Annotated in this window: 19 protein-coding genes; 12 read left to right on the top strand and 7 right to left on the bottom strand. The window is 72.2% G+C overall.

The window, feature by feature from the left end; translation table 11 throughout:
- The first annotated feature begins 2 nt into the window (after positions 1–2).
- The 3 genes from ACIBF8_RS04495 to glgB all read left to right on the top strand — a co-directional run bounded on the left by ACIBF8_RS04495 (position 3) and on the right by glgB (position 5,007).
- Complete coding sequence (locus ACIBF8_RS04495; RefSeq protein ID WP_396780972.1) at positions 3–497, top strand: hypothetical protein; 495 nt, start codon at positions 3–5, stop codon at positions 495–497.
- Between the two features lie 254 nt (positions 498–751).
- Positions 752–2,917 (top strand): maltotransferase domain-containing protein, encoded by a 2,166-nt coding sequence (locus ACIBF8_RS04490; protein ID WP_396780971.1) that lies wholly within the window; start codon positions 752–754, stop codon positions 2,915–2,917.
- On the top strand, positions 2,905–5,007 hold the full coding sequence (glgB, locus tag ACIBF8_RS04485; RefSeq protein ID WP_396780970.1) for a 1,4-alpha-glucan branching protein GlgB: 2,103 nt from the start codon (positions 2,905–2,907) through the stop codon (positions 5,005–5,007). The genes ACIBF8_RS04490 and glgB overlap by 13 nt, the downstream gene beginning before the upstream one ends.
- A gap of 148 nt (positions 5,008–5,155) precedes the next feature.
- Here the strand turns inward: glgB and ACIBF8_RS04480 are convergent, their stop codons facing one another.
- Entirely contained in the window at positions 5,156–6,196 is a 1,041-nt protein-coding gene (locus ACIBF8_RS04480; protein WP_396780969.1) for an App1 family protein, read from the bottom strand.
- A gap of 142 nt (positions 6,197–6,338) precedes the next feature.
- Between ACIBF8_RS04480 and ACIBF8_RS04475 the strand changes: the two genes are divergently transcribed.
- The 4 genes from ACIBF8_RS04475 to ACIBF8_RS04460 all read left to right on the top strand — a co-directional run bounded on the left by ACIBF8_RS04475 (position 6,339) and on the right by ACIBF8_RS04460 (position 10,766).
- On the top strand, positions 6,339–8,030 hold the full coding sequence (locus tag ACIBF8_RS04475; RefSeq protein ID WP_396780968.1) for an ArnT family glycosyltransferase: 1,692 nt from the start codon (positions 6,339–6,341) through the stop codon (positions 8,028–8,030).
- A 65-nt stretch (positions 8,031–8,095) separates the two neighbouring features.
- A complete protein-coding gene (gene yaaA / locus ACIBF8_RS04470) occupies positions 8,096–8,893 on the top strand; it encodes a peroxide stress protein YaaA (protein ID WP_396780967.1) in 798 nt (265 codons plus the stop codon).
- Between the two features lie 106 nt (positions 8,894–8,999).
- Positions 9,000–9,734, top strand: coding sequence for a hypothetical protein (locus ACIBF8_RS04465; RefSeq protein WP_396780966.1), 735 nt, complete (start codon positions 9,000–9,002; stop codon positions 9,732–9,734).
- Positions 9,735–9,866: 132 nt separating this feature from the next.
- Positions 9,867–10,766, top strand: a complete 900-nt coding sequence (locus ACIBF8_RS04460; RefSeq protein ID WP_396781244.1) for a TAXI family TRAP transporter solute-binding subunit — start codon at positions 9,867–9,869, stop codon at positions 10,764–10,766.
- Between the two features lie 10 nt (positions 10,767–10,776).
- On the opposite strand, the gene ACIBF8_RS04455 is transcribed toward ACIBF8_RS04460, so the two are convergent.
- From ACIBF8_RS04455 to ACIBF8_RS04445, 3 genes are all read right to left on the bottom strand, one after another.
- Entirely contained in the window at positions 10,777–12,207 is a 1,431-nt protein-coding gene (locus ACIBF8_RS04455; protein WP_396780965.1) for a sensor histidine kinase, read from the bottom strand.
- A gap of 9 nt (positions 12,208–12,216) precedes the next feature.
- Positions 12,217–12,873 (bottom strand): response regulator transcription factor, encoded by a 657-nt coding sequence (locus ACIBF8_RS04450; RefSeq protein WP_396780964.1) that lies wholly within the window; start codon positions 12,871–12,873, stop codon positions 12,217–12,219.
- A 107-nt stretch (positions 12,874–12,980) separates the two neighbouring features.
- Positions 12,981–13,292: a hypothetical protein gene (locus ACIBF8_RS04445; protein ID WP_110561958.1), complete on the bottom strand. Its 312-nt coding sequence runs from the start codon at positions 13,290–13,292 to the stop codon at positions 12,981–12,983.
- A gap of 113 nt (positions 13,293–13,405) precedes the next feature.
- Here ACIBF8_RS04445 and ACIBF8_RS04440 point away from each other — a divergent pair, with 113 nt between their 5' ends.
- Positions 13,406–13,744: a DUF952 domain-containing protein gene (locus ACIBF8_RS04440; RefSeq protein WP_396780963.1), complete on the top strand. Its 339-nt coding sequence runs from the start codon at positions 13,406–13,408 to the stop codon at positions 13,742–13,744.
- 75 nt (positions 13,745–13,819) lie between these two features.
- Here ACIBF8_RS04440 and ACIBF8_RS04435 read toward each other — a convergent pair whose 3' ends face one another.
- The 3 genes from ACIBF8_RS04435 to ACIBF8_RS04425 all read right to left on the bottom strand — a co-directional run bounded on the left by ACIBF8_RS04435 (position 13,820) and on the right by ACIBF8_RS04425 (position 18,682).
- Positions 13,820–15,580, bottom strand: coding sequence for a CDP-glycerol glycerophosphotransferase family protein (locus ACIBF8_RS04435; protein WP_396780962.1), 1,761 nt, complete (start codon positions 15,578–15,580; stop codon positions 13,820–13,822).
- A 227-nt stretch (positions 15,581–15,807) separates the two neighbouring features.
- On the bottom strand, positions 15,808–17,919 hold the full coding sequence (locus ACIBF8_RS04430; RefSeq protein WP_396780961.1) for a DUF6077 domain-containing protein: 2,112 nt from the start codon (positions 17,917–17,919) through the stop codon (positions 15,808–15,810).
- A gap of 124 nt (positions 17,920–18,043) precedes the next feature.
- Positions 18,044–18,682, bottom strand: a complete 639-nt coding sequence (locus tag ACIBF8_RS04425; protein ID WP_396780960.1) for a TetR/AcrR family transcriptional regulator — start codon at positions 18,680–18,682, stop codon at positions 18,044–18,046.
- A 179-nt stretch (positions 18,683–18,861) separates the two neighbouring features.
- On the opposite strand from ACIBF8_RS04425, the gene ACIBF8_RS04420 reads away from it, so the two are divergent.
- From ACIBF8_RS04420 to ACIBF8_RS04405, 4 genes are all read left to right on the top strand, one after another.
- Entirely contained in the window at positions 18,862–19,755 is an 894-nt protein-coding gene (locus ACIBF8_RS04420) for an ABC transporter permease (RefSeq protein ID WP_396780959.1), read from the top strand.
- Between the two features lie 34 nt (positions 19,756–19,789).
- On the top strand, positions 19,790–20,566 hold the full coding sequence (locus ACIBF8_RS04415) for an ABC transporter ATP-binding protein (protein ID WP_396781243.1): 777 nt from the start codon (positions 19,790–19,792) through the stop codon (positions 20,564–20,566).
- Positions 20,567–20,712: 146 nt separating this feature from the next.
- Positions 20,713–22,230 carry a D-ribitol-5-phosphate cytidylyltransferase gene (locus tag ACIBF8_RS04410; protein ID WP_396780958.1) on the top strand — a complete coding sequence of 506 codons (1,518 nt, stop codon included), beginning with the start codon at positions 20,713–20,715 and terminating at the stop codon, positions 22,228–22,230.
- A gap of 33 nt (positions 22,231–22,263) precedes the next feature.
- Complete coding sequence (locus tag ACIBF8_RS04405) at positions 22,264–23,934, top strand: CDP-glycerol glycerophosphotransferase family protein (protein ID WP_396780957.1); 1,671 nt, start codon at positions 22,264–22,266, stop codon at positions 23,932–23,934.
- Positions 23,935–23,936: the final 2 nt, after the last annotated feature.

Below are 23,936 nucleotides of genomic sequence, written 5' to 3'. Positions count from 1 at the left end.
ACATGCGGTACGACGAACTCGAAGCGGCGATCCTTGCGTTGGTCGTCGCGGCCGGTGAGGCCGAGCTGCGCGTTTTCGGCCTCGAGACAGTCACTCGGCTGGTCGGCAGCGAACTGCTCGACGGCACCGTGGACGACGAGCTGACCGAGGACGCGTGGGCGGCGCTGGCCGCCGCCCGGGAGAACGTCCGGACGGCCGACGCGACGGAACTCCGCGCCCAGTTGGAGCGGATCGATGCGGGCGTCCTCACCGACGGCGACCTGGATCAGGGCATCCTGATCGTCCTCACCGCGCTCGAACACTGGACCACTTACCTGGAGGAGAACCAGCGCGGCGAGCTGTACGAGCTGGCCATCCGCTCGATCGAAGAGGTCGACTTCCAGGTCTCGGCCGACCTGGACGACGTCCTCGCCACCCCGGAGATGGCCGCCGAGTACGCGCGGATCCAGCTTCTGCTCACCACCGGGCTCAGATCGCCGTCCCCGGCGGAGACGTGAGCAACGACGGCCGGGAAGTCCGGCCTAGATCCACTCGGGTTTCAGGAAACCGGCGTGTCCGAGTCGCGTCGATACCGCGCCTTCAGTGAGCGCGTGTGGATCTCCACGGTGGCCGGGCCAAGACCCCACGCCGGTGACGCCCTGAGGCAGCAGCTTCCCCGAAAGTGCGCGGATCTTGCCGTGCGTTGCCAGGGGTGGGGCGGACCGGCGGGCTTGGCCGCGCGCGAACGGATCTCGCGCAGTAGGTTGGCGGGGTGACTGGACGGTTCCCGATCGAAGACGTCTCCCCCGTCGTCTCGTGCGGGCGATACCCGGCCAAGGCGGTGGTCGGCGAGCCGGTTCCGGTGTCGGCCCGCGCCTACCGGGAGGGGCACGACGCGCTGGGCTGCAACGTGGTGTGGGCCGGGCCGGACGGCACCCGCCGGCCGTTCACCCGGATGCGCCCCGGCGACCCCGGCCAGGACCGCTGGCACGCCACCATCGCACCGGACGCCGTCGGCTCGTGGACCTTCTTCGTCGAGGCGTTCCAGGACCCGTATCTGACCTGGCAGAACGCGGTGACCAAGAAGATCGTTGCCGGGCAGGGGCCGGAGGACCTGGCCAACGACCTGGCCGAGGGCGCGCGAGTGCTCGCCGCCGCCGGTGAACTGGTGCCGGCCGCCGACCGGCCCCGGGTCGCCGACGCGCTCACCGCGCTTGTCGACACCGACCTGCCGCTGCCGCAGCGGGTCGATCCGGCGCTGGCCCTGGCCGACCTGCTCTGGGAGCACCCGGTGCGCGAGTTGGTCACCGCCGGTGACACGTACTCCCTCTGGGTGGACCGCAAGCGCGCGCTCTACTCGGCCTGGTACGAGTTCTTCCCCCGCTCCGAAGGAGCGGTGGGGGGCCGGTCCGGCACCTTCGCCACCGCCACCGACCGGCTGCCGGGTGTGGCCGCGATGGGCTTCGACGTGCTCTACCTGCCGCCCATCCACCCGATCGGCCGGATCAACCGCAAGGGCCGCAACAACGCGCTCACCGCCGGGCCGACCGACGTGGGCTCGCCGTGGGCGATCGGCGCCGCCGAGGGCGGCCACGACACGATCCACCCCGATCTGGGTACGCCGGCGGACTTCCGGGCCTTCATCCAGGCGGCGGCGGCGCAGGGCCTGGAGGTGGCGATGGACCTGGCGTTGCAGTGCGCGCCGGATCACCCGTGGGTCACCGAGCACCCGGAGTGGTTCACCACCCGGGCCGACGGCACCATCGCGTACGCGGAGAACCCGCCGAAGAAGTACCAGGACATCTACCCGGTCAACTTCGACAACGACCCGGAGGGCATCCGGGCCGAGGTGTTGCGGGTGGTGCTGCACTGGGTCGGCGAGGGCATCCGGATCTTCCGGGTGGACAACCCGCACACCAAGCCGTTCGACTTCTGGCACTGGTTGATCGCCGAGGTCAAGGCGGTCGATGAGGACGTGCTGTTCCTGGCCGAGGCGTTCACCCGGCCGGCCATCATGCACGGCCTTGGCAAGATCGGCTTCACCCAGTCGTACACCTATTTCACCTGGCGCACGACGGCCGCCGAGATGCGGGCGTACTGCGAGGAGTTGATCGAGGCGGCCGACTACATGCGGCCGAACTTCTGGCCGAACACGCCGGACATCCTGCACGAGTCGTTGCAGCACGGCGGGCCGCCCATGTTCAAGATCCGAGCGGTGCTGGCCGCGCTGCTCTCGCCCTCCTGGGGCCTCTACGCCGGCTACGAGCTGTTCGAGCACGTGGCCCGGCCGGGCGCGGAGGAATACCTGGACAACGAGAAGTACGAGCTGCGCCCCCGGGACTGGGCCGGCGCCGAGGCGCAGGGCCGCTCGCTGGCGCCGTTCCTGGCCACCCTCAATCGGGTACGCCGCGACAACCCGGCCCTGCACCAGCTGCGCAACCTGCGCTTCCACGACATCGACAACCCGGCGCTGCTCTGCTGGTCGAAGCACGACCCGCAGACCGGCAACACGGTCATCGTGATCTGCTCGTTCGACCCGCGCGTCGTGCAGTGGGGCAACACCACGCTCGACATGCCGTCGCTCGGCTTCGACTGGCACGAGCGGTTCACCGTGTACGACGAGCTGACCGGTACCAGCTACGACTGGGGTCAGCGCAACGCGGTACGGCTCGACCCGTACCTGCAACCCGCGCACGTGTTGACCGTGCGCCGCCCGACCCCGCCGAGCGTGCCGCAGCCGGCGGGCGCCGAGCCGGCGGACCTCACCGTCGCCGACGTGCCGGACGATCTCTCCGGCGGCACCGCACCGACCGTTCCGGTGCCGACTCCGCCCCGCCGGTCGGCCCCCGTGCCGACCCCTCCGCGCCGGCCGGCCGCCCGGCCGACCGCCCCCGCACCGACCGACGCCGCCCCGAAGGACGCCCGATGGACCAGCTGATCTCCGGCGCGACGCACGACCCGCACGCGCTGCTCGGCGCGCACCCCGCCGACTCCTCGACGACGATCCGCACGATGCGTCGGGGCGCCGGCGACGCCGTGCTGCTCGTCGGCGACGAGCGGTACCCGATGAAGCGGGTGCACGACGTGGGTGTCTTCGAGGCCCAGGTCGAGGGCACCGTGCTCGACTATCGGGTGGAGGTCGACGGCACTGCGCACGACGACCCGTACCGCTACCCGCCGACCCTCGGCGAGCTGGACCTGCACCTGATCCGCGAGGGCCGGCACGAGCGGCTGTGGGAGGCGCTCGGCGCCCGGGTCTTCGACGAGGGCGTCGCGTTCAGCGTCTGGGCACCCAACGCCCGCGGCGTCCGGGTGGTCGGCGACTTCACCGGCTGGGCCCCCGACGACGGCTGGCCGATGCGGTCGCTCGGCGCCAGCGGGGTGTGGGAGCTGTTCGTCCCCAACGCCCGGGTGGGGGCCCGTTACAAGTACCGGGTGCTCGGTGCCGACGGGCAGTGGCGGGACAAGGCCGACCCCCTGGCCGCGTACGCGGAGGTGCCGCCGGCCACCGCCTCGGTGGTGCACCACTCGACGTACCGGTGGAACGACGCGGACTGGCTGGCCCGGCGGGCCGAGCGGCAGCCGCACCAGGAGCCGATGAGCGTCTACGAGGTGCACCTCGGCTCGTGGCGGCCCGGTCTGGGCTACCGCGAACTCGCCGACCAGCTCACCGCGTACGTCACCGAGCTGGGCTTCACGCACGTGGAGTTCCTGCCGGTGATGGAGCACCCGTTCGGCGGTTCCTGGGGCTACCAGGTGACCGGCTACTACGCGCCGACCTCCCGGTTCGGCGACCCGGACGAGTTCCGCCACCTCGTCGACCGGCTGCACGCGGCCGGCATCGGCGTACTCCTGGACTGGGTGCCCGCGCACTTCCCCAAGGATGAGTGGGCCCTCGCGCGCTTCGACGGCACCCCGCTCTACGAGCACTCCGACCCGCGACGCGGCGAGCACCCCGACTGGGGCACGTACGTCTTCGACTTCGGCCGCAACGAGGTGCGTAACTTCCTGGTGGCCAACGCGCTCTACTGGTGCGACCAGTTCCACGTCGACGGGCTGCGGGTCGACGCGGTCGCCTCGATGCTCTACCTGGACTACTCCCGCGAGCACGGGCAGTGGGCCCCCAACCGGTACGGCGGTCGGGAGAACCTGGAGGCCATCGCGTTCCTGCAGGAGGTGAACGCGACCGTCTACAAGCACCACGCCGGCGTCGTCATGATCGCCGAGGAGTCCACCGCCTGGCCGGGGGTCACCCGCTCCACGGCCGACGGCGGGCTGGGCTTCGGGTTCAAGTGGAACATGGGCTGGATGCACGACACCCTGCTCTACACCTCGAAGGACCCGATCTACCGTCAGCACCACCACCACCAGCTCACCTTCTCGCTGGCGTACGCCTGGAGCGAGAACTACGTGCTGCCGATCAGCCACGACGAGGTGGTGCACGGCAAGGGCTCGCTCGCCGGCAAGATGCCCGGCGACACCTGGCAGCGGCTGGCGAACGTGCGGGCGCTGCTGGCGTACATGTGGGCGCACCCCGGTAAGCAGTTGCTCTTCATGGGCTCCGAGCTGGCCGACGACCGGGAGTGGAGCGAGGAGCGCGGCCTCGACTGGTATCTCCTGCACGACCCGGCCCGCGCCGGCGTGCAGCGGCTCGTCGGTGACCTCAACCGGGTCTACCGGGACACCCCGGCGCTCTGGTCACAGGACATTGAGCCGGCCGGCTTCCGCTGGATCGCCGGTGACGACGTCGCCAACAACACCGTGTCGTTCGTCCGGATCGCCCCGGACGGCTCCACGCTGGTCTGCGTGGCGAACTTCTCCGCCCTGCCGCTGCACGACTACCGAATCGGCCTACCGGCCGGCGGCACCTGGACCGAGGTGCTCAACACCGACGCCCACCACTACGGCGGCTCCGGGGTGGGCAACCTCGGCGAGGTGCACGCCGAGGACGTGCCGTGGCACGGCATGGTGGCGTCAGCGGCTCTCCAGGTGCCGCCGCTGGGCGTCGTCTGGCTGCGCCAGGGCTGAGGCGGGATCACGGCGACGAACTGCGCGGGGTCCGCCCGCCCCTTTCCCCGCGATCTTGCACTTCCTGTCCCGACATAAAGGGGCATTCGGCGCAAATCGACGACCGAAACTGCAAGATCGGCGGGGGCGCGGGGTGGGGTGGGGCCGGTCAGACCAGGCCGGCGTCGCGGAGCAGTTGCCACAGGCCGGCGCCGTCCGGCGCGGACAGCCACTTCTGCCCCACCGGCCCCGACGACGGGCGGCCGGCCGGGGTGGGCAGGCTACCGGCCAGCACCGACTGGGTCGGGGAGAGCCGGCGGATCGCCACCCCGGCGACGTTCTCCGGGTGGGCGGCGGCGAACTCCCGGTAGATCTCCTGGTCGTGCTGGCCGTCGTCGCCGACCAGCAGCCAGCGCACGTCGGGGAACTCCCGGGCCAGCCGGGCCAGGGTGACCCGCTTGTGTTCCATGCCGCTGCGGAACCAGCGGTCGGCGGTCGGGCCCCAGTCGGTGAGCAGCAGCGGCCCGGCCGGGTAGAGGTGTCGGGACAGGAAGCGGGTCAGCGTGGGCGCCACGTTCCACGCGCCGGTGGAGAGGTAGAAGACCGGCGCCCCGGGGTGCGCGGTGACCAACCGTTCGTAGAGCACCGCCATGCCGGGCACGGCCGCACGGGCGTGCTCGTCGAGCACGAACGTGTTCCACGCGGCGAGCAACGGCCGGGGCAGCGCGGTGACCATCACCGTGTCGTCGATGTCGGAGAGGATGCCGAACTTGACGTCCGGGTCGAGGATGCGCACCGGCGCGTCGACCGGCTCGGCGTCCGGGACGCTGAGCCGGACCGTGCCCCAACCGGGCGGCAGGTCCGCCTCGACCAGCGTGTCGACGAAGCCGCTGCGGTCGGCCTGCGTCTCGTGGCGCACCCCGCCGGCCTCGATGGTCACCGTGACGTGCTTGTTGGGCAGGGTGGTGAAGCTGCGCCAGCCGCGAACCTTGTCCAACCGGCCCCGCTGGCGGGTGTCCGGACGGCCCAACAGCACCCGGCACATCACCCGTACCCAGCCCGGCGCGCCGTAGCCGGTGTACGCGACGATGTTGACCCGCCAGCCGGTGCGCCGCAGCCGACGCTGGACGAGCTGGTGCACGGCGTCCTCGATGCGCGCAGCCCGGTGCAGGTTCGGAACGGCCAGTTGGCCGGCGGGAGTGGGTGGCACGCGCCAACCCTGCCACACGTCGACATCCACGGCCACGCGAGCCAGCCCCACCTGCGCCGAGACAGCCAGCCCCGGCTGCGCCGATCCACCTCGGCGGCCCGGCCGGACGTGAAACACTCCGGTCGGGACGACGACGGGGGCGTTGGTCGTGTCGCATCCAGAGCAGCACCGTGGGCGATGGCGCCCGCGACTCGACCGGCCGGCGCTCGTCGCGCTCGTGTTCGGGCTCGCCGGCGTCGGCTACCGGCTGGTCCTGACGCTGTTCACGGTGCCGGTGTCGAACAGTGACGAGGCGACCTTCGGCCTCGCCGCGCTGCACATCAGTCAGGGTCGGGAACGCCCGGTCTTCCTCTATGGCCAGCACTACATGGGGATGCTGGAGTCGTACCTGGCCGCTCCCCTGGTGGCGCTGGCCGGGCCGAGCTGGCCGGTGCTGCGGTTGCCGATCCTCGCGCTGTACGCGGTCTTCCTCTACCTGATCTACCGGTTGACCCGCCGGCTCTGCACGCCGTGGTTCGCGGCCTTCGTGGTGGGCCTGCTGGCGCTCGGGCCGGAGCGGGTGGTGCGCGACCAGCTCACTGTCGTCGGTGGGCGGCCGGAGGTGAAGCCGGCGGTGCTGCTGATGCTGCTGATCACCGTGGGGTTGGCCGCCGGCACCGTGCACCGCCGACGGCTCGCGATCGGCCTGTTCGGGCTGCTCGTCGGGCTGGCCGCCTGGTCGGACTGGCTGATCCTGCCGTACCTCGCGGTGGCCGGGCTGGTCCTGGTGTGGGCGGTGCGGCGGGAGCTGCTCGGCTGGGCCGGTCTGCTGCTGGTGGCGGGGGTGGTCGTCGGCGTGGCCCCGATGATCGTCGACAACCTGCGGGCCGGGCCCGGTGAGGACTCGTTGTCGGTGTTCCGGGAGGTCAGCACCAAGGCCGGGCCGCTACCGCCGTGGTCGGACCGGATCCGGGGCGGCCTGTTGGAGGGGGTGCCACTGGCGCACGGGCTCTGCCCGGTGGACGGCTGCGGACGCTGGCAACAGTGGTTCGGCGTGCTGTATCCGGTGCTGCTGGTGGCCGCCGGGGCGCTCGCGGTGCTCGCGTACCGTCGCGCGGCCCCGGTGCCGGGCGGGGAGCTGGTCGAACGCGCCGGTGTCGCGTCTACGGGTGCAGAGCAAAGGCCCGGAGGGTTGCGTGCCGAGCGGGTCGGGCCGGTCGTGCAGCTCGCGCTGATCGCCGGCGCCGCGCTGACCCTGCTGTCGTACGTGCGCAGCCCGCTCGCCGCGACCAGCCCACTGGACAACGCCCGCTACCTGTCGGTGCTGCAACTGTCGCTGCCGGCGGTGCTCTGGCCGCTCTGGGTAGCGGCGCTGACCGCCTGGCGGGGCACCAGCAGCAGGCTGGGGCGGTTGACCGGCGCGCTGTCCACCGCCGTGCTGGCCGCGTTGACCGTGGCCACGCTGGTGACCACCGTGCTCTTCGCGGCCACCGGCACCGCCGCGTCGCGGACCGAGGAGCGCCAGGCGCGGGAGCTGGCCGCCGCGCTGCGCGCCGACGGACCCCATGAGGTGTACGGAGACTACTGGACCTGCAATCGGTTGATCTTCAACACGAACGAGTCGGTGGTCTGCGGGGTGCTCGACGGTGACCTGTCCCCGGGGCAGAACCGCTACCGGCCGTACTGGCGGCAGGTGGGCCGGGCCGAGCGGCCGGGCTACGTGGTGGAGGTCGACTCGCCGATGGATCGTCGGCTGCGCCGGCTGCTCGCCGACCGGGCCGACGCCGCGCTGGTGCGGGAGGTCGGCGGCTATCGCGTGTACCACCCGGACACCCCGGTGCGGCCCTGGCGGTAGGGCCTGGTCGTACGCTGGCCGGGCCGGCGCGCGGGGCGCCGTCGTTCCGCCCGTCGAGGAGACCCATGCTCATCCTGCTGCCGCCCTCGGAGGGGAAGGCCGACGCCGGCACCGGACGGCGCTGGGCCCCGGACCGGCACTCGCTGCCCGAGCTGAACCCGGCCCGCGAGCGGGTGCTGGACGCCCTGGTGGCGTTGAGCGCCGACCCGGACCAGGAGGCCGCGCGGGCGGCGCTCGGGCTCAGCGAGGGTCAGCGGGGCGAGCTGCGGCGCAACGCCCGGCTGCGGGAGGCGGCCACCGCACCGGCCGAGCGGCTCTACACCGGGGTGCTCTACGAGGCGTTGGACCTGGCCTCGTTGCCGGTCGGGGCGCAACGGGCGGCCCGCCGGGCGATCCTGATCAGCTCCGGGCTGTGGGGCGCGGTCCGCCTGACCGACCGGATCCCCCCGTACCGCTGCCCGATCGGCGCTCGCCTGCCCGACGTCGGGGCGCTGTCGGCGTACTGGCGTCGGGAGCTGACTCCGGCGGTGGACGCCGCCGCCGGCCGCGGCCCGGTGCTGGACCTGCGCTCCGGCGCGTACGCGGCCACCTGGACGCCGCGCGGAGAGCTGGCCGAGCGGACGGTCACCGTGCGGGTGCTGCACGAGCGGGAGGTCGACGGCGTGCCGGTCCGCTCGGTGGTCAGCCACTTCAACAAGGCGACCAAGGGGCGGCTGGTCCGGGACCTGCTGGTCGCGGGCGCCCGGCCGCGCACCGCCGCCGAGCTGGTGGGGACGCTGCGGGAGTTGAAGCACACCGTGCTGGAGCAGGTCACCGCGCCCGGTCGGGTGCGGCAGGTGGATGTGGTGGTCACCGACCTGTAGCGCTGGGGCAGCCGCAAGATTTGCTCAAGGCTGGGCCGGACCGGTTCCGTAACGGCGACGCAGGGGCCACGGTAGGAAAACCCAGACTCCGACAAGGGAGCCGCCGTTGACTCGCCAGCCCGCCCTGCTCGACCGGCCCCGCTCCCCGACGCCACCATCCCCGCTGGACTGGCTGACGCTGGGCGACGCGTTCGAGGCTGCCTGCCTGCTGCGCTGCACACCGCCGCCGACCGCCGCCCGGCCGCACGCGGGTTCTGCCGCGCCCACCCCGGGGGTCGAGTTCAACCGGGAGGATGCCGCGCAGCGGATGCGGCAACTGCTCGCCCGGTTGGACATCCCGGTGACCCACGAGGTGGCCGTCGGCGGCCTGCGCCGCCGCTACGAACTGCACCGGCTCTGGGTGCCTCGGGAGCACCAGGGCGCGTACACCCGGATGTTGGACGCGGGCTGGTGGCAGGGGCGGCGCGAGCTGCTCGGCGGGCCCCTGCCCGGTGCCTCGCCGGCGCGCCGGCGGCTGGTGACCCGACTGGCGGAGGCGGCGTGGCGTTCGGCGCTGTTGGCCGCCGGGCGGCACGTCCGCCGGCACATCCTCGGCGTACGGCTCACCGACCGCGAATTGGCGGCGGTGCTGATTCGGGGCGCCGCCGTGCTCGACGTGCCGGCCCGGCTCCGCCCGGGCACCGGCTGCTTCCTGGTCAGCGTTTCCGACGGCCCGGACCGGCAGCGGATCCTGAGCAGCGCGGCGCTGGAGCCGGCACGCGGCCCAGCGGCAGCGCGCGGCCCGGCCGGGTCGCCGACGCGGGGTGCGGTCGTGGCGCCGGCAGGTCGCGCGGCCTGCTGAACGGGGCGCTGACCAGGCCCGCCCGGTACGGGCTTGCGCGGACCAGTCCGACGGCGCACAGTGCACCGGGTGAGTCGTACCTCGTCCGGCCGGCCCGGCCTGCGCCGCGCCGGACCGGCCGCCCTGTTGACGGTGCTGCTGATCGCGAACCTGGCCGTCGCCAGCTGCCGGGACACCCCGACCGAGCCGACGTCGATCCGGATCGCCACCGGCAGCCCCACCGCGGTCTACTACGCGTTCGGGCAGTCCCTGGCGGCCATCCTCAACCGGGAACTCCCCGGCGTCCGGGCCAGCGTGGTGATCACCGCCGCCTCGGCGGAGAACGTTCAGCTCGTCGGGTCCGGCGGGGCCGAGCTGGGTTTCACCCAGGCCGACGTGCTGCCCACCGGGCCGGTGGGCAGCCCGACGGTCAACGCGGTCGCCCGGGTGTACGACGACCAACTGCACCTGGTCACCACGAGCGGCGGCCCGGTCCGCACGGTCGCCGACCTGCGGGGCCGGCGCGTGTCGGTCGGCGCGGCCGGATCGGGCACCGAGATCACCGCGACCCGCCTGCTGGAGGTGGCCCGTCTCGGTGGCGACGAGGTGCGCCGCGAGCGGCTCGGTCTGGACGACTCGGTGGCCGCACTGCGGACCGGGCGGATCGACGCGTTCTTCTTCTCCGGTGGGTTGCCGGTGCGGGGGATCGAGGAATTGGCCGAGGACAGCGCCATTCGGATCGTGGACCTCAGCGAGTGGACCGAGCCGTTGCGCTCCCGCTACGGGCAGGTCTACGTCTCCCGGGACATCCCCCGCTCGGTGTACGGGGTCGACGCGGTGACCACGGTGGCCGACCCGAACTACCTGATCGTCCGGGCCAACCTGCCGGAGTCGTTGGTCCGCGAGGTGACCCGGCTGCTGATGGAACGCCGGGCCGAGCTGGCCGCCGCCCATCCGGCGGCGGGACGGATGAGCCCGCGCTCGGCGATCGTCACCGCGCCGCTGTCACTGCACCCGGGAGCCGCCGCCTGGTACCGCGCGGCCAAACCGTGACGGCCGGGCCTCACCGCGCCGGGGAGGGCCGTAGGTCGGCGGCCGGTTCCTCCTCCGCCGGATCCACCGACACGGCTGGCGTCGGGAACCACAGGGCGGCGACCAGCCCCCGCGACTCCCCCGGACGCATGGTGAGCCGCCCGTCCGACGCATCCACCAGCACCGCGGCGATGGTCAGGCCGAGGCCCGCGCCGTCCACGTTCTGCGCGTCCGGCGCCCGCCAGAACCGCTCGGTCGCCTGGCCGAGCTGGCTCTCGGTCATGCCGGGACCGGAGTCGCGTACCTCCAGCGCCACCCCACCGTCGCGGCGGGCCACGGTCACCGTCACCGCCCCGCCCGCCCCGCTGAACTTCACCGCGTTGTCGATGAGCGCGTCCAGCGCCTGGTCGACGGCGGTCGGCACGGTCTGGGCGTACGCCGGGGCATCGGTGGTGGCCAGCCGCAACGCGACCGACCGGTGCCGGGCCAGCGGCGCCCACGCGGCCACCCGGGAGGCGGCCACCGCGGCGGCGTCCACGGTGACGCGCTCGTTCTCCTCCCGTTCGGCCCGGGCGAGGGTGAGCAGGGCGTCGAGCACCAACGCGAGACGGTCGGTCTCCTCCAACGCCAGCCGATGCTCGGAGCGACCGTCCGGGTCGGTGAGGCTGGGCCCCAACTCCTCCACCCGCAGCCGCAGCGCGGTGAGCGGATTGCGCAGTTGGTGGCTGGCGTGGGCGACGAAGGCGCGCTGCCGGTCCATCACGTCGGAGACCACGTCGGCCATGTGGTTGAAGCTGGCCGCGAGGCGGCGCAGCTCCGGCGGGCCCAGCCGGTGCTGCACCCGGGCGCCCCGGTCGCCCTCGGCGATCTCGTGGGTGACCGCGTCCAGTTCGGTGACCGGGCGCAACACCCAACCGGCCAGCCCGAACGCGGTGAGCACGCAGGCCAGCACGGCGAGCAGACCGGCCAGGGCGAGCAGCAGCCACCACGCCAGCACAGCCCGGCGGATCGGGCCGGACGGGGTCACGATCACCACCGCGCCGAGCACCTCACCTCCGTCGTTGATCGGCACCGCCACCACCACCGGATCGGTCGTCCAGGGCCAGACCGACTCGGGAGCGCTGCTCTGCTGCCCGGACAGCGCGATGTCCAGCACCGTCGCCGTCCCCGTGCCGGGCTGCCACCTCGGCGACGAGACCGACGTGTTCCGGTCCCGGTCGACGATCGCGGCGCCGATCGCGTACAGGTCGTCGTAGCTGGTCAGCTCCGACTCGATCGGGCCCGGCCCACCGTCGCGCAGCGCCGGACCGGCCAGCGAGGCGAACCGGGTGGCGTCGGCGAGCCGGTCGGCACGCACCCGTTCGGTCTCGCGGCTGGCCATGGTGGCGGCCAGCGGGGTCTCCAACGCGATGAGAACGAGAACCATCAGCAGCAGGTAGCTGATCACCAGTCGACGGCGCACGTCAGCTCCTCACGCGTCGCGCAGCCGGTAGCCGACGCCGCGGACGGTCTCCACCAGGCGGGCGTCACCGAGCTTGCCGCGCAGCGACCCGACGTGCACCTCGACCGTGTGCCGATCGGCCCAGGTGGTGCCCCAGGCGTCCAGCAGGATGCGATCGCGGGGCACCGCCACCCCGGGCTGACGGGCCAGCGAGAGGAGCACGTCGAACTCCTTGCGGGTCAACGTGACCGCGCGGCCGTCCACGGTCACCGTCCGCGCGGCCACGTCGATGCGGACCGACCCGGCCTCGATGAGGTGCCGCTGGGGCGCGGCGTTCGCGGCGCGGCGCAGCACCGCCTCGATGCGCGCCTGCAACTCCACCATCGAGAACGGCTTGACGACGTAGTCGTCCGCACCGAGGCGCAGACCCAGCACCCGATCACGTTCCTCACCCCGGGCGGTCACCGCGATGATGCCGAGCTGACTGCTGCGCCGACGCAGCTCCCGGCACAGGTCGGTGCCGTCCCCGTCGGGCAGCGTCAGGTCGAGCAGCACCAGGTCACACGGGGCGGCGGAGAGCGCGGCGGCGACGGTGGCCGCGTGCTCGACCTCGTACCCACGGCGGGTGAGGGCGGAGGACAGCGCAGCGGCCACCCGGCGGTCGTCCTCCACCAGCAGGATCCGCACCTGTGCCCCCGTCCCTCGCAGCGCTGTTCTGCGAATGGTGGCAGAAGCACGCGCGCATCGGGAGGCCGCCCGCCCGCGCTGGGCGGGCTACCGGCCGCAGCCGCAGGTCACAGGCCGAAGACGTCGTCGGCGGTGGCGTCCCGAACGCCGTCGGTGAACCCACGGAAGCCTGGGTCCTCGTGGCTGGCCGGCACGCTGGTGACGGTGACCCCGCTGGCCTGGGTGACCGCGTCGACCAGGGGCGGATAGTCGATCTCGGCGTCCTGGAAGGCGTCATCGTCCGCCTCGGCCAGGTTGATCACGTGCTGTACGTCGTCGGACGGGGTGTCCGGGTCCTCGGCCCACTCGCCACCGGCCCGGTAGCACTCGTCGTACAGCGCGCGCTGGCTGTCGGTCCAGTCATCGTCGTAGCTCTGCATCGCCCATCCCTCCGCGGCCCTTGACCTGAGCATGCCCGGCGAGAGGCGACGGGCGCGGCGGTACCGGCGAAAACCGGGCGAGTGCGCCGACGGGAGCCCCGTAGGCTGCCGTGGTGATCTACAAACTGCTGTCGAGCGCCGAATGGGACGACGCCCTCGCCGTCGGTGCCTTCGCCGGCTCCGCCGTGGACCGGCAGGACGGCTTCATCCACCTCTCCGGCGCCGACCAGGTGGTGGAGACGGCCCGGCGGCACTTCACCGGAACGACCGGATTGACCCTGCTCAGCGTCGACGAGGAGCGACTGGGTGACACACTGCGCTGGGAGCCGTCGCGGGGCGGGCAGCTCTTCCCGCACGTGTACGGCCCGCTGCCGGTCGCCGCGGTGGTGGCGGCGTGGGCGTTACCGGCGGACCTTCCGGCCGCCGACGCGGTGGCCGCCCTGCTGGGCTGACACCCGGTCCGGGGCGAACGGGTCGTGCCCGGTCCGACGAGGTCGGACCGGGCACGGATGCAGCAGTAGTTGGGTTCAGCGGCGGCAGAGCCGGTCGATCTCCTCCTGGAACCGGTCCATCGGGTTCGCCTCGGCGGGGCCGAGCAGGTACGTCTTCAGCTCCCGGCGGGCCTCGGCCATCGGGTCGTCACCGGCCCGGGTGACCGTCACGATCTTCTCCAGTTCGCCGCAGTCCTTGGAGAGCAGGTACGCGGCCCGAGCCGTCGGGTACTCCCGGCGGAAGTCGTCCTCGGACAGGCCTGCCGGGTTGGCCACCACGTACGGGCGCTGGCTCTGCACGAAGTCGGACACCACACTGGACACGTCGCTGATCAGCAGGTCGGTCTGGTTGAAGCAGTCGAACAGTGCCGGCGTACGGCCGGTGACCACCAGGTGCGCCGTGCCGTCCAGCGACGACGCGTCCGGGTCGCCGCCAGCGGCGCGGATCGCCGCGACGACCCGGTCGTGCACGGCCTTGGCCGCCTTGGACCGCGACCCGGTGAGCGGGTGCGGCTTGTAGATCAGACGGATCCGGGGATTCGTGGCGAGCAGCCCCTTGACGATCCGCTCACCCATCAGCACCAGCGAGGTGTGGTACGGGTCGTCGTCGAGCCAGCCCTCCCAGGTGGGCGCGTAGAGCACGGTGAACGGTCGGTCCACCGACTCGGCGCCGAAGGTGTGCACCCCGGCGAGCTGCGGCCGGCCGATCTCGACGATGTCCGAGTCGAGCACCCCCACTCCGGCCCGCGCGTAGCGCTCGCGGCCGGCCAGGCCGGCGACCCAGACCTCGTCGTACACCTTGCTGTAGGGGTTGACGCTGGCCTGCTTGTCGCTGTCGCCGTGCCCGACGAAGACGTGCTTCGTGCCGGGCTCGCGGAGCATGTGGATGTTCGCGCCGACGTTGGCGGAGTAGAGCGCCGCGCGGATGCCACCCAGGTCGAGGTTCATGAAGTCGACACCGGCCGGTACGCAGATCACCGGCAGCCGGGTGTCGGCCAGCTCCAGGAACGCCTCCCGGCTGCGCATCAGCACCACCGCGCGCTGCTGGAGCGCCTCGGTCGGGGCCAGCCACATGTTCGCCTGGTAGACATCCTTGGCCGGGCCGGCGAAGTAGAGCGCCACCTCGGGCCGGTAGTTGTCCAGCCAACGCTGGACCGCCGGCAGCAGGGGGCTCTGCCCCGCGCCCCGACCCCGCAGCCAGGTCAGCGCGATGATGGCGCCGACCAGACCGGTCGCCACCACCGCCACCGCGGCGGCGGCGAAGTACGGCGTCGGATCGTGCTGCACCGCGGCGGCCACCGCGGCCGGCACCAGCAGCAGGTTGAGCAGGGGCATCCGGTCACCGGCGACCGCTGCCGCCCAGGCGGGCGGCTGGGGGGCGCTGGACAGCGGACCCAGCTCGATGTTGCGCACCATGGCGGAGAGCGGGTTACGACGCTCGATCATGGTGGAGAGCGCCCCGGCGAATACCGACACGACCCACACCGCGGCCGGCAGCACCAGCAGCAGGGTCAGCTCGCCGCCGCTGAGCCGCACCTCGGCAACGACCAGCAACACGGCGGCGAGGTCGCGGGTGAGCTGCCGGTACGACCAGTGCAGGCCCACCTTCTCCAACAGCAGCTGCGATGGCGGTGACCAGCGGGCGACGGCGAACTCACCGAAGATGGCGGCCAAGCCGGCGACGGCGAACAGGCCGACCCAGCCGAATACACCACCGACGAGCATGACCAGGTAGGCCAGTACCAGTAGCGCACTGTGGGCGGCCACTCCGAGGCGTCCTGTCAACGTGCCGAACAAAGAGTTCGCTCCCTACGAGATTTCGTTGCGGGCGGTGCCCGTGATGGACCGACGTCACTCCCCCGTCGCGCAGCGGCTCAGTCGCGGCCGGCTGCGTGTGACTGCGACCTTAACGCGAGGGGACAGCTCGGTGTCGCTCGGGTATCCGGCACCATTTCGGGCAAAGCTCCGGTCCGGGACGCGCCCGACCCCATCACGGGGTCGGGCGTACGGTGCGGGAAGAACGCTCAGTCGCCCCGCCGGAAGCAGGTCATCGCGCCGGGGGCCTTGCGCTTGGCGAACTCCTGATAGCCCAGCTGGGGCGCGGTGTCGCGGGCGTACCGGTTGCCGTTGTAGACGCAGATGGTGCCCACGTCCAGACGGTCCAGAGCCGGTGTCAGCTCGGCCGGTGCCGGGCTGGCGGTGCCGTCGGCGAAGCCGGCGAGCAGCAGCCGGTCCTTGGCGAACTGCGAGTCGAGGTCGTACTCGACGAGGTAGAAGTCGCGGGGCAGGACGACCCGTACCTCACTGGTGACGATCGGCGTGGTGCGCATGATCGTCTTCGGGGCGAGCAGCAGACCTTCCGGGCGGTCCAGCCCCTTGATCCAGAACGCGATCGCCTGACGCTGCTGCGGAAGCTTCCAGGTGGGACGGTCGTGCACCTCGACCCAACTCTTCGACGACCACATCGGGGTGGCGAACAGCGCGAACGCGGCGACCAGCAGCACCGCGATCCCGCCGGCCGCCGCGCGGCGCAGCGCCGGACTCGGCGCCGGCACGCGCACCGTGCAGAGCAGACCGATCAGCGTCGGCAGGGCGAGCAGCCACGGCACCCGCCAGAGCACCACCGAGATGCCACTCAACGCGCTGAGCACCTCCAGCACGCCGGGCACGAACATCACGCTCAACGCCAGGGTGGCACCGGCGGCGAGCAGCGCGGGCGTGCGCCGACGGGCGAGCAGTGGACCGCACCACAGCGCCAGACCGCTGATCACGCCGACCACACCGAACAGCAGGGTCCGCCGGTAGGTGGACGCCGCGTCGAAGAAGGCGTCGTCCGCGCCGGTCGCGGTCATCCCGCCGAGCACCAGGCGGGAGACCAGCAACGAGCCGATCGGGTACGCGAGGGCGGCGACCGCCGCGACGATGGCCGCCTTCCACCGACCGACCAGCAGCATGGCGAAGCCGGCGGCGCCGACCAGCATCGGCAGGATGATCGCCGCGGTGTTCGTGAGGCCGATCGCGGTGATCGAGAGCGCCACGATGAGCAGCAGGCTGCGCCGCGACCGGGTGTCGAACCACTCGGTCAGGTAGAGCCACATCAGCGGGATGACCGCCGAGACGAACATGCCCTTGCCCTCGTGCAGCCGGGGAAGGTGGAACGTGCCCAGGGCGGCGTCCCCGCCCGCGACGAGGTACAGGTACGCGATCGCCACGGTGAAGGCGAGCATCGGACGGCGCGGGGCCCACCGGTGCGTCAACCGCCACAGCGCCAACGCCGCGAGCACCGCCATGATCGGCAGCAGCACGTACCAGAGGGCGGAGCCGGCGTGGATGCCGACGACGTTGGCGAACGCGCCGTCGAAGACCTCGATCGACGGGATCGGCGGCTGCGAGCCCATGGGCGGCAGCACGTTCTCGGAGAAGAGGAAGTCGTTGAGCGGGATCAGGTCACGCTCGGCGATCCACACCGACTTGCCGACGTAGTAGACGTCGTCCGGGGTGTTGCGGGCCATGAAGAACGAGGAGATTCCGACCAGCACCGAGACGACCAGCGCGTACGCCGACTGCGTCGCGGTGGGCATCGGGGCGGCCGGGGTGGACGCCGGGCCGCCCAGCCAGACCTGGCGCACCAGCAGGATCCCGCCGACCGCCGCGAGCAGGCCGGCCACGGCCGGGATCCACCACGAGACGCTGACGCCGGTCCCGGCCAGACCCGCGGAGACGGCCGCCACGGCGGCGGCGGCCAGCACCCCGGTCAGCAGGCGACGGTCGACGGCGGCCGGTGTCGCCGGTGCTCGGTCGGCCGGCGCGCTGCCCGGTTCGGTGTCCGCCGGGCCGGCGGCGAAGCGGCGGCGGGCGCGCAGCAGGGCCACGACCGCGAGCACCACACAGGCCACCAGCCAGATCCGGAAGGTCACCGAGGGACGCAGATCCCCTAGGAAGGCCAGGTGGTAGAGCACGGTGAAGAGCGCGAACGCGAGCACGGCACCGTCGGTGAGCAGCGCCGGGGCGAGGGCCACCAGCGCGCGTACCCGGGACAGCCCGGCGCGGCCGGCGCCGGGCCGGGCTGCCGGCTCGGACTTCGGCCTCGGATCCGGTTCGGCGGGCGCTACGGCGATGCTGTCGACGTTGGCCACGGGCGTCCTTACTCGTCAGGCGGATGAGGGGTGTCGGCACGGTGACGGCCGGGTGTCAAGGGGGCAGCGTAGCGGAATCGGACACGGCGACCGCTGCTACCAGCCGCCGAGTGTCGGGCGCTGGTCAACCCGATATCGGGGCCGCCCGGGGGCGCGGCAGCACGCTGTCGGCGCCGAGTCCGGCGGCCACGGACTCGACCAGGTTGTCGAGGTACCCGTCGGTGAGCGGAAGCCGGGCGATGGCGAGCCGCCAGTAGAGCGGGCCGACGATGAGGTCGATGGCGGCGTCCAGCTCGGTGTCGGCGGGCAGTTCGCCACGCTGCACCGCTCGGGCGACCAGACGACCGCCGATCTCCTGCTGCCGGGCGTGCAGCACCTCACGCAGGGTCGTGTCGATGCTGGGGTTGCGGGCGGCCTCGGCCAGCAGGTCCGGGATGATCTGCGACGCCAGCGGGTGCCGCAGCGCGTGCGCCACCGCCTGGAACAGCAGGGCGAGATCACCGCGCAGCGTGCCGGTGTCCAGTGCGGGCAGCTTGCCGTGCGCCGCCGCGGCGACGATCTCCAGCACCAGGTCGAGCTTCGAGCTCCACCGACGGTAGATCGCCGTCTTGCTGACGCCGGCCCGCCGCGCCACCGCCTCGATGGAGAGCCGGCCGTAACCGACCGCGGCGAGCTCCTGCATCAGCGCGCGCCGGATCGCCGTGGTGATCTCGTCGCGCAGCACCGCCGCTCCGGCCGGGGCCCGCCTCTTCTCGGTCGTCATCGAGGGCTCTTATCGCAGGTCACGCCGGACAGCGTAGCGCAACGACGGTACGGTTGCGTCCCGACGTGTTTCGGACTACTGTCCACGCAGCGACGAGGCGGCGCCCCGCGCATATTTCCCACTAGGATTCGATCGTCGCGAGCAACCCCGTCTGCACGAAAGATCGGAGCGCCATTTCCATGGCCACCACCGCGCTGGTCGACCCCGACACGGGCCTGACCCAGGCGCAGCTGGCCGCTCGGCACGGGCTACGGGTCGCCGGTGAGCGACCCAGCCTCGTCGAGTACAGCCGCCGACTATGGGCCTACCGGCACTTCATCGCCGCGTACGCCAATGCCAAGCTCGTCGCCTCGTACAGCAACGCCAAGCTGGGTCAGCTCTGGCAGGTGCTCACCCCGCTGACCAACGCGGCGGTCTACTACCTGATCTTCGGGGTGGTGCTGGCACAGAACAGCATCCCGAACTTCATCGCCTACCTGACGACCGGGCTGTTCATCTTCAACTTCACCCAGAGCGCGGTCCTGGCCGGCACCCAGTCGATCAGCAGCAACCTGGGGCTGATCCGGGCGCTGCACTTCCCCCGGGCCAGCCTGCCGCTGTCGACGACGATGACCCAGTTCCAGCAACTGCTGGCGTCGATGGTGGTGCTGATCGGCATCGTGCTGGTCACCGGCGAGCCGCTCACCTGGGAGTGGTTGCTGCTGATCCCGGCCCTGCTGCTGCAGGCGGGGTTCAACGCGGGTGTGGTGCTGCTGGTGGCCCGCCTGGGCTCCAAGTCGAGCGACCTGAAGCAGGTCATGCCGTTCATCATGCGCACCTGGATGTACGGCTCCGGTGTCCTCTACAGCGTCAGCCTCTTCGAGCGGCTGCCCGGCTGGGCCACGACGCTGGTCCAGTACAACCCGCTGCTGGTCTACATCGAGCTGGCGCGGTACACGCTGCTCGAGGAGGCACCGCTGCTCAACGAGTCGCTGACCCAGCTCTGGCTGGTCGGCGCCGGTTGGGCGCTGGTGGCCGGCATCGGCGGTTTCATCTACTTCTGGCGCGGCGAACAGGAGTACGGCCGTGGTTGAGCACTTCGACGCCGCCACCGCGGCGAGCGCGACGATGACCCGGACGCAGGAGCGCATCCCGACCGTGGTCGTGGACGACGCGCACATCATCTACCGGGTGCACCAGGGCGCCGCCGGTGGCACCACGCCGGTGGCCGCGCTGCGCCGACTGGTCAAGCGCACCCACGCGCCGAACGTCCGGGAGGTGCACGCGGTCAAGGGCGTCTCCTTCACCGCGTACCGGGGCGAGGCGATCGGGCTGATCGGCAGCAACGGCTCCGGCAAGTCCACCATCCTGCGGGCCATCGCCGGCCTGCTGCCGGTCAACCGGGGCGCCATCCACACCCAGGGCCAGCCGTCGCTGCTGGGCGTGAACGCCGCCCTGCTCAACGACCTCTCCGGGGAGCGCAACGTCGTCCTCGGGTGCCTGGCCATGGGCATGCACCCCGACGAGGTGGACAAGCAGGCCGCCGGGATCATCGACTTCTCCGGGATCAACGAGCGGGGTGACTTCGCCAGTCTGCCGATGCGGACGTACTCGTCCGGCATGGCGGCCCGGCTGCGGTTCTCCATCGCCGCCGCCAAGAAGCACGACGTGCTGCTCATCGACGAGGCGCTCGCCACCGGCGACAAGGGCTTCCGCAAGCGCAGCGAACAGCGGGTGCGGGAGCTGCGCGAGGGCGCGGGAACGGTGTTCCTGGTCAGCCACCAGCTCTCCTCCGTACGGGACACCTGCGAACGGACGATCTGGCTGGAATCGGGCGTCATCCGGATGGATGGCCCCACCGACGAGGTCATCCGGGCTTACGAGGCGTACGCGAACAGCAAGTAGAGTTCCGGCGAACGTCCGGCATCGACACGGCACCTGAGGACCGCGTCGCCCACGTTGGGGCGACGCGGTCCGCGCGTTAAGGTTCATTCCGTCGCCGCTCGGGCGGAACCTTCCGTTAACGCATCCCTGAGAGTGAGGATCCGGCAATGACGCAGGACCAGACCACTGGCCCGGACGCCGAAGCGGAGACCCCGACGCCGTGGCGGCCCGCGCGGACAGTGGCGGTGGTCCTGGCCGGCGGCACCGGGACCCGGCTGGGCCTGGGCATCCCGAAGCAGCTGCTGAAGATCGCCGGTAAGCCGATCATCGAACACACCCTGGCGGTCTTCGAGGCGGCACCGGAGATCGACGAGATCATCGTGCTGATGGCGACCGGCCACGTCGAGGACGCCCAGCAGATCGTCGAGAAGGCCGGCCTGCGCAAGGTCACCAAGGTGATCGAGGGTGGCGACACCCGCAACGCCACCACCCGGATCGCCCTGGACGCGGTCGGCCCGGAGGACTGCAACATCCTCTTCCACGACGCGGTGCGCCCGCTGCTCAGCGGCCGGATCGTGCGCGAGTGCGTGAACGCGCTCTGGACCTACGAGGCCGTGGACGTGGCCATCCCCTCCGCGGACACGATCATCCAGGTCGACGACAACGACTGCATCACCGACATCCCGGTGCGCTCCCGCCTGCGCCGGGGCCAGACCCCGCAGGCGTTCCGCTCCCCCACCATCCGGGAGGCCTACCGGATCGCCGAGGACGACCCGGACTTCGCCGCCACCGACGACTGCGGCGTGGTGCTGCGTTACCTGCCCGGCACCCCGATCAAGGTGATCGACGGCTCGGACGAGAACATCAAGGTCACCCACCCGGTCGACGTGCACCTCGCGGACAAGCTCTTCCAGCTCGCCGCTGCGCAGGCGCCCCGGCTGACCGACCACCGCAGCTACAGCGAGGAGCTGACCGGCCGCACCATCGTCGTGTTCGGCGGCAGCTACGGCATCGGCCACGAGCTGACCGAGCTGGCCCGACGCTACGGCGCCCAGGTCTTCCCGTTCAGCCGCTCGAGCACCGGCACCCACGTGGAGCGGGCCGAGGACGTCGAGGCCGCGCTGACGACCGCCTTCGAGGCCACCGGCCGGATCGACCACGTGGTGGTCACCGCCGGCATCCTGGAGAAGGGCGCCCTCGCCGAGATGGACGAGGAGACCATGGACCGGCTGCTCCAGGTCAACTTCGTCGGCCCGGTGACCATCGCCCGCCAGGCCCTTCCGTACCTTCAGCAGACCAAGGGCCAGCTGCTGCTCTACACCTCCAGCTCGTACACCCGGGGCCGGGCCCGCTATGCGCTCTACTCCGCCACCAAGGCCGCCCTGGTCAACCTCACCCAGGCGCTCGCCGACGAGTGGGCCGACGTCGGTGTCCGCGTCAACTGCATCAACCCGGAGCGCACCGCCACCCCGATGCGGACGCGGGCCTTCGGCGAGGAGCCGGAGCACACCCTGCTCGCCGCAGAGGCCGTCGCGCAGTCGTCGCTGGACGTGCTGATCTCCGACCTGACCGGTCAGGTGATCGACGTACGCCGGGCACCCGGCGACGGGTCCACGCCGAGCGTGCCGGCCCAGTCCGGGCCGGGTCGGGTCGAGGTGCCGGCCGGCGCGCCGTCCCCGAACTGACGCCGACGGCTGCGGAACCACGAACGGAGCGACATGCGCGGCGACCTGGTCCGAAAGCTGGCCGCCCGGTGCCTAACCACCGGATTGGCCGTGCTGGCCTTTGTCGTGCTGACCCTCAGCGGCGCCACCGGCTGGGGGTTGGCGCTGGCCGTCGCCGCGCTGGCCGCCGCGGCCGCCGAACAGCGGATCCGGCCCAGCGCCGACCTGGTGGCGGAAACGACGTTGATCGCCGCCGCGATCCTGGTCGGTTACTCCCGGCGGCTGGACGACGGGCTCGACCTCGCGTTGGTCGCCACCGCACTGGTCCTGCTGGGGCTCGTGCTGCTGGTGGGGCCGCTGCGCACCGCCGGCAACCTGGAGATCCGGGCGGCCAACCTGCCGGTACGCGCCTGGACGCCGCTGATCGCCGACCGGCTCGGCACGGCCCTACTCGGGTTGCTCGCCGCCGTGGCGCTCGCCGCCGCGCTCGCCCTGCCGGCCGGCGTGGCGCTGGCCGCCAGCCTGCTGGTCGGCGGGTGCGCCGGTGTGGTCGCACTGGACCTGGCCCGGCGGCGGTTCCGACCGAAAGCCGGCGGCGGGCCGGTGGCCGGTGCGCTGCGCCGACACCAGCCGGAGTTCCTGCTCTACTTCTCCGCGCCTCCCGGGTCGGAGTACCAGGTCACCATGTGGCTGCCGTATCTGGAACGGATCGGCCGGCCGTTCCTGGTGCTGGTGCGCGAGCCGGAGTTCCTGGGCCCGATCGCGGCGGCCACCGACGCGCCGGTGGTCTACTGCCCCACCCTGCGGGCGATGGACGAGGCGTTGGTGCCGAGCCTGCGGGTGGCGTTCTACGTCAACCATGGGGCGAAGAACAGCCACTGCATCCGCTTCACCCAGCTCACCCACATCCAGCTGCACCACGGCGACAGCGACAAGGCACCGAGCGCCAACCCGGTGTCGGGGATCTTCGACCGGATCTTCGTGGCCGGACAGGCCGCGATCGACCGGTACGCCCGCGCCGGGGTGCGGATCCCGGCGGACAAGTTCGTGGTGGTGGGTCGCCCGCAGGTCGAGTCGATCCAGGTACGGTCCGAACCGGCACCGGGGATGGCGCACCCGACGGTGCTGTACACCCCGACCTGGACCGGGCACCACGCCGACGCCGACTACTGCTCCCTGCCGGTGGCCGAGGGGCTGCTGCGTCGACTGCTGGAGCGCGGCGCGACGGTGATCCTGCGGGCCCACCCGTACACCGCGCAGAACCCGGCCTCGGCACGCCAGTTGGGCCGGCTGACCGAGGTACTCGTCGCCGACCGGGCCCGCACCGGTCGCCAGCACGTCGTCGGTGCGGCGGCTCGCGAGCTGAGCCTGACCGAGTGCGTGAACCGGTCGGACGCGCTGGTCTCCGACGTGTCCGGAGTGATCTCGGACTACCTCTACTCCGGCAAACCGTACGCGGTCACCGACATGGGCGACGAGGGCGACCAATTCATCGAGCGGTTCCCGCTGGCCGCGTCGGGTTACGTGCTGCGGCGGGATCTGTCCAACGTGGACGATGTGCTGACCGCGCTGCTGGACACGGACCCGCTGGCCGCGGAGCGCTGGGCCACCCGCCGCCGCTACCTGGGTGACTTCCCGGCCGACTCGTACGCGGAGGCGTTCCTGACCGCCGCCCGCCGGGAGCTCGCGCCCGCGCAGACACTGACCGCGTCCGCACCGGCATAACG

It is taken from the genome of Micromonospora sp. NPDC050276, from assembly GCF_044459545.1.
Classification (GTDB): Bacteria; Actinomycetota; Actinomycetes; order Mycobacteriales; family Micromonosporaceae; genus Micromonospora.
Note: the sequence above shows the minus strand (reverse complement) of the source record. Positions and strands in the feature narration are given on the sequence as shown.

Coding starts and splice junctions, on each gene's coding strand:
- yaaA (WP_396780967.1), top strand. CDS start 8,096: ATGCTCATCCTGCTGCCGCCCTCGGAGGGGAAGGCCGACGCCGGCACC.
- ACIBF8_RS04495 (WP_396780972.1), top strand. CDS start 3: ATGCGGTACGACGAACTCGAAGCGGCGATCCTTGCGTTGGTCGTCGCG.
- ACIBF8_RS04410 (WP_396780958.1), top strand. CDS start 20,713: ATGACGCAGGACCAGACCACTGGCCCGGACGCCGAAGCGGAGACCCCG.
- ACIBF8_RS04420 (WP_396780959.1), top strand. CDS start 18,862: ATGGCCACCACCGCGCTGGTCGACCCCGACACGGGCCTGACCCAGGCG.
- ACIBF8_RS04415 (WP_396781243.1), top strand. CDS start 19,790: ATGACCCGGACGCAGGAGCGCATCCCGACCGTGGTCGTGGACGACGCG.
- ACIBF8_RS04445 (WP_110561958.1), bottom strand. CDS start 13,292: ATGCAGAGCTACGACGATGACTGGACCGACAGCCAGCGCGCGCTGTAC.
- glgB (WP_396780970.1), top strand. CDS start 2,905: ATGGACCAGCTGATCTCCGGCGCGACGCACGACCCGCACGCGCTGCTC.
- ACIBF8_RS04405 (WP_396780957.1), top strand. CDS start 22,264: ATGCGCGGCGACCTGGTCCGAAAGCTGGCCGCCCGGTGCCTAACCACC.
- ACIBF8_RS04425 (WP_396780960.1), bottom strand. CDS start 18,682: ATGACGACCGAGAAGAGGCGGGCCCCGGCCGGAGCGGCGGTGCTGCGC.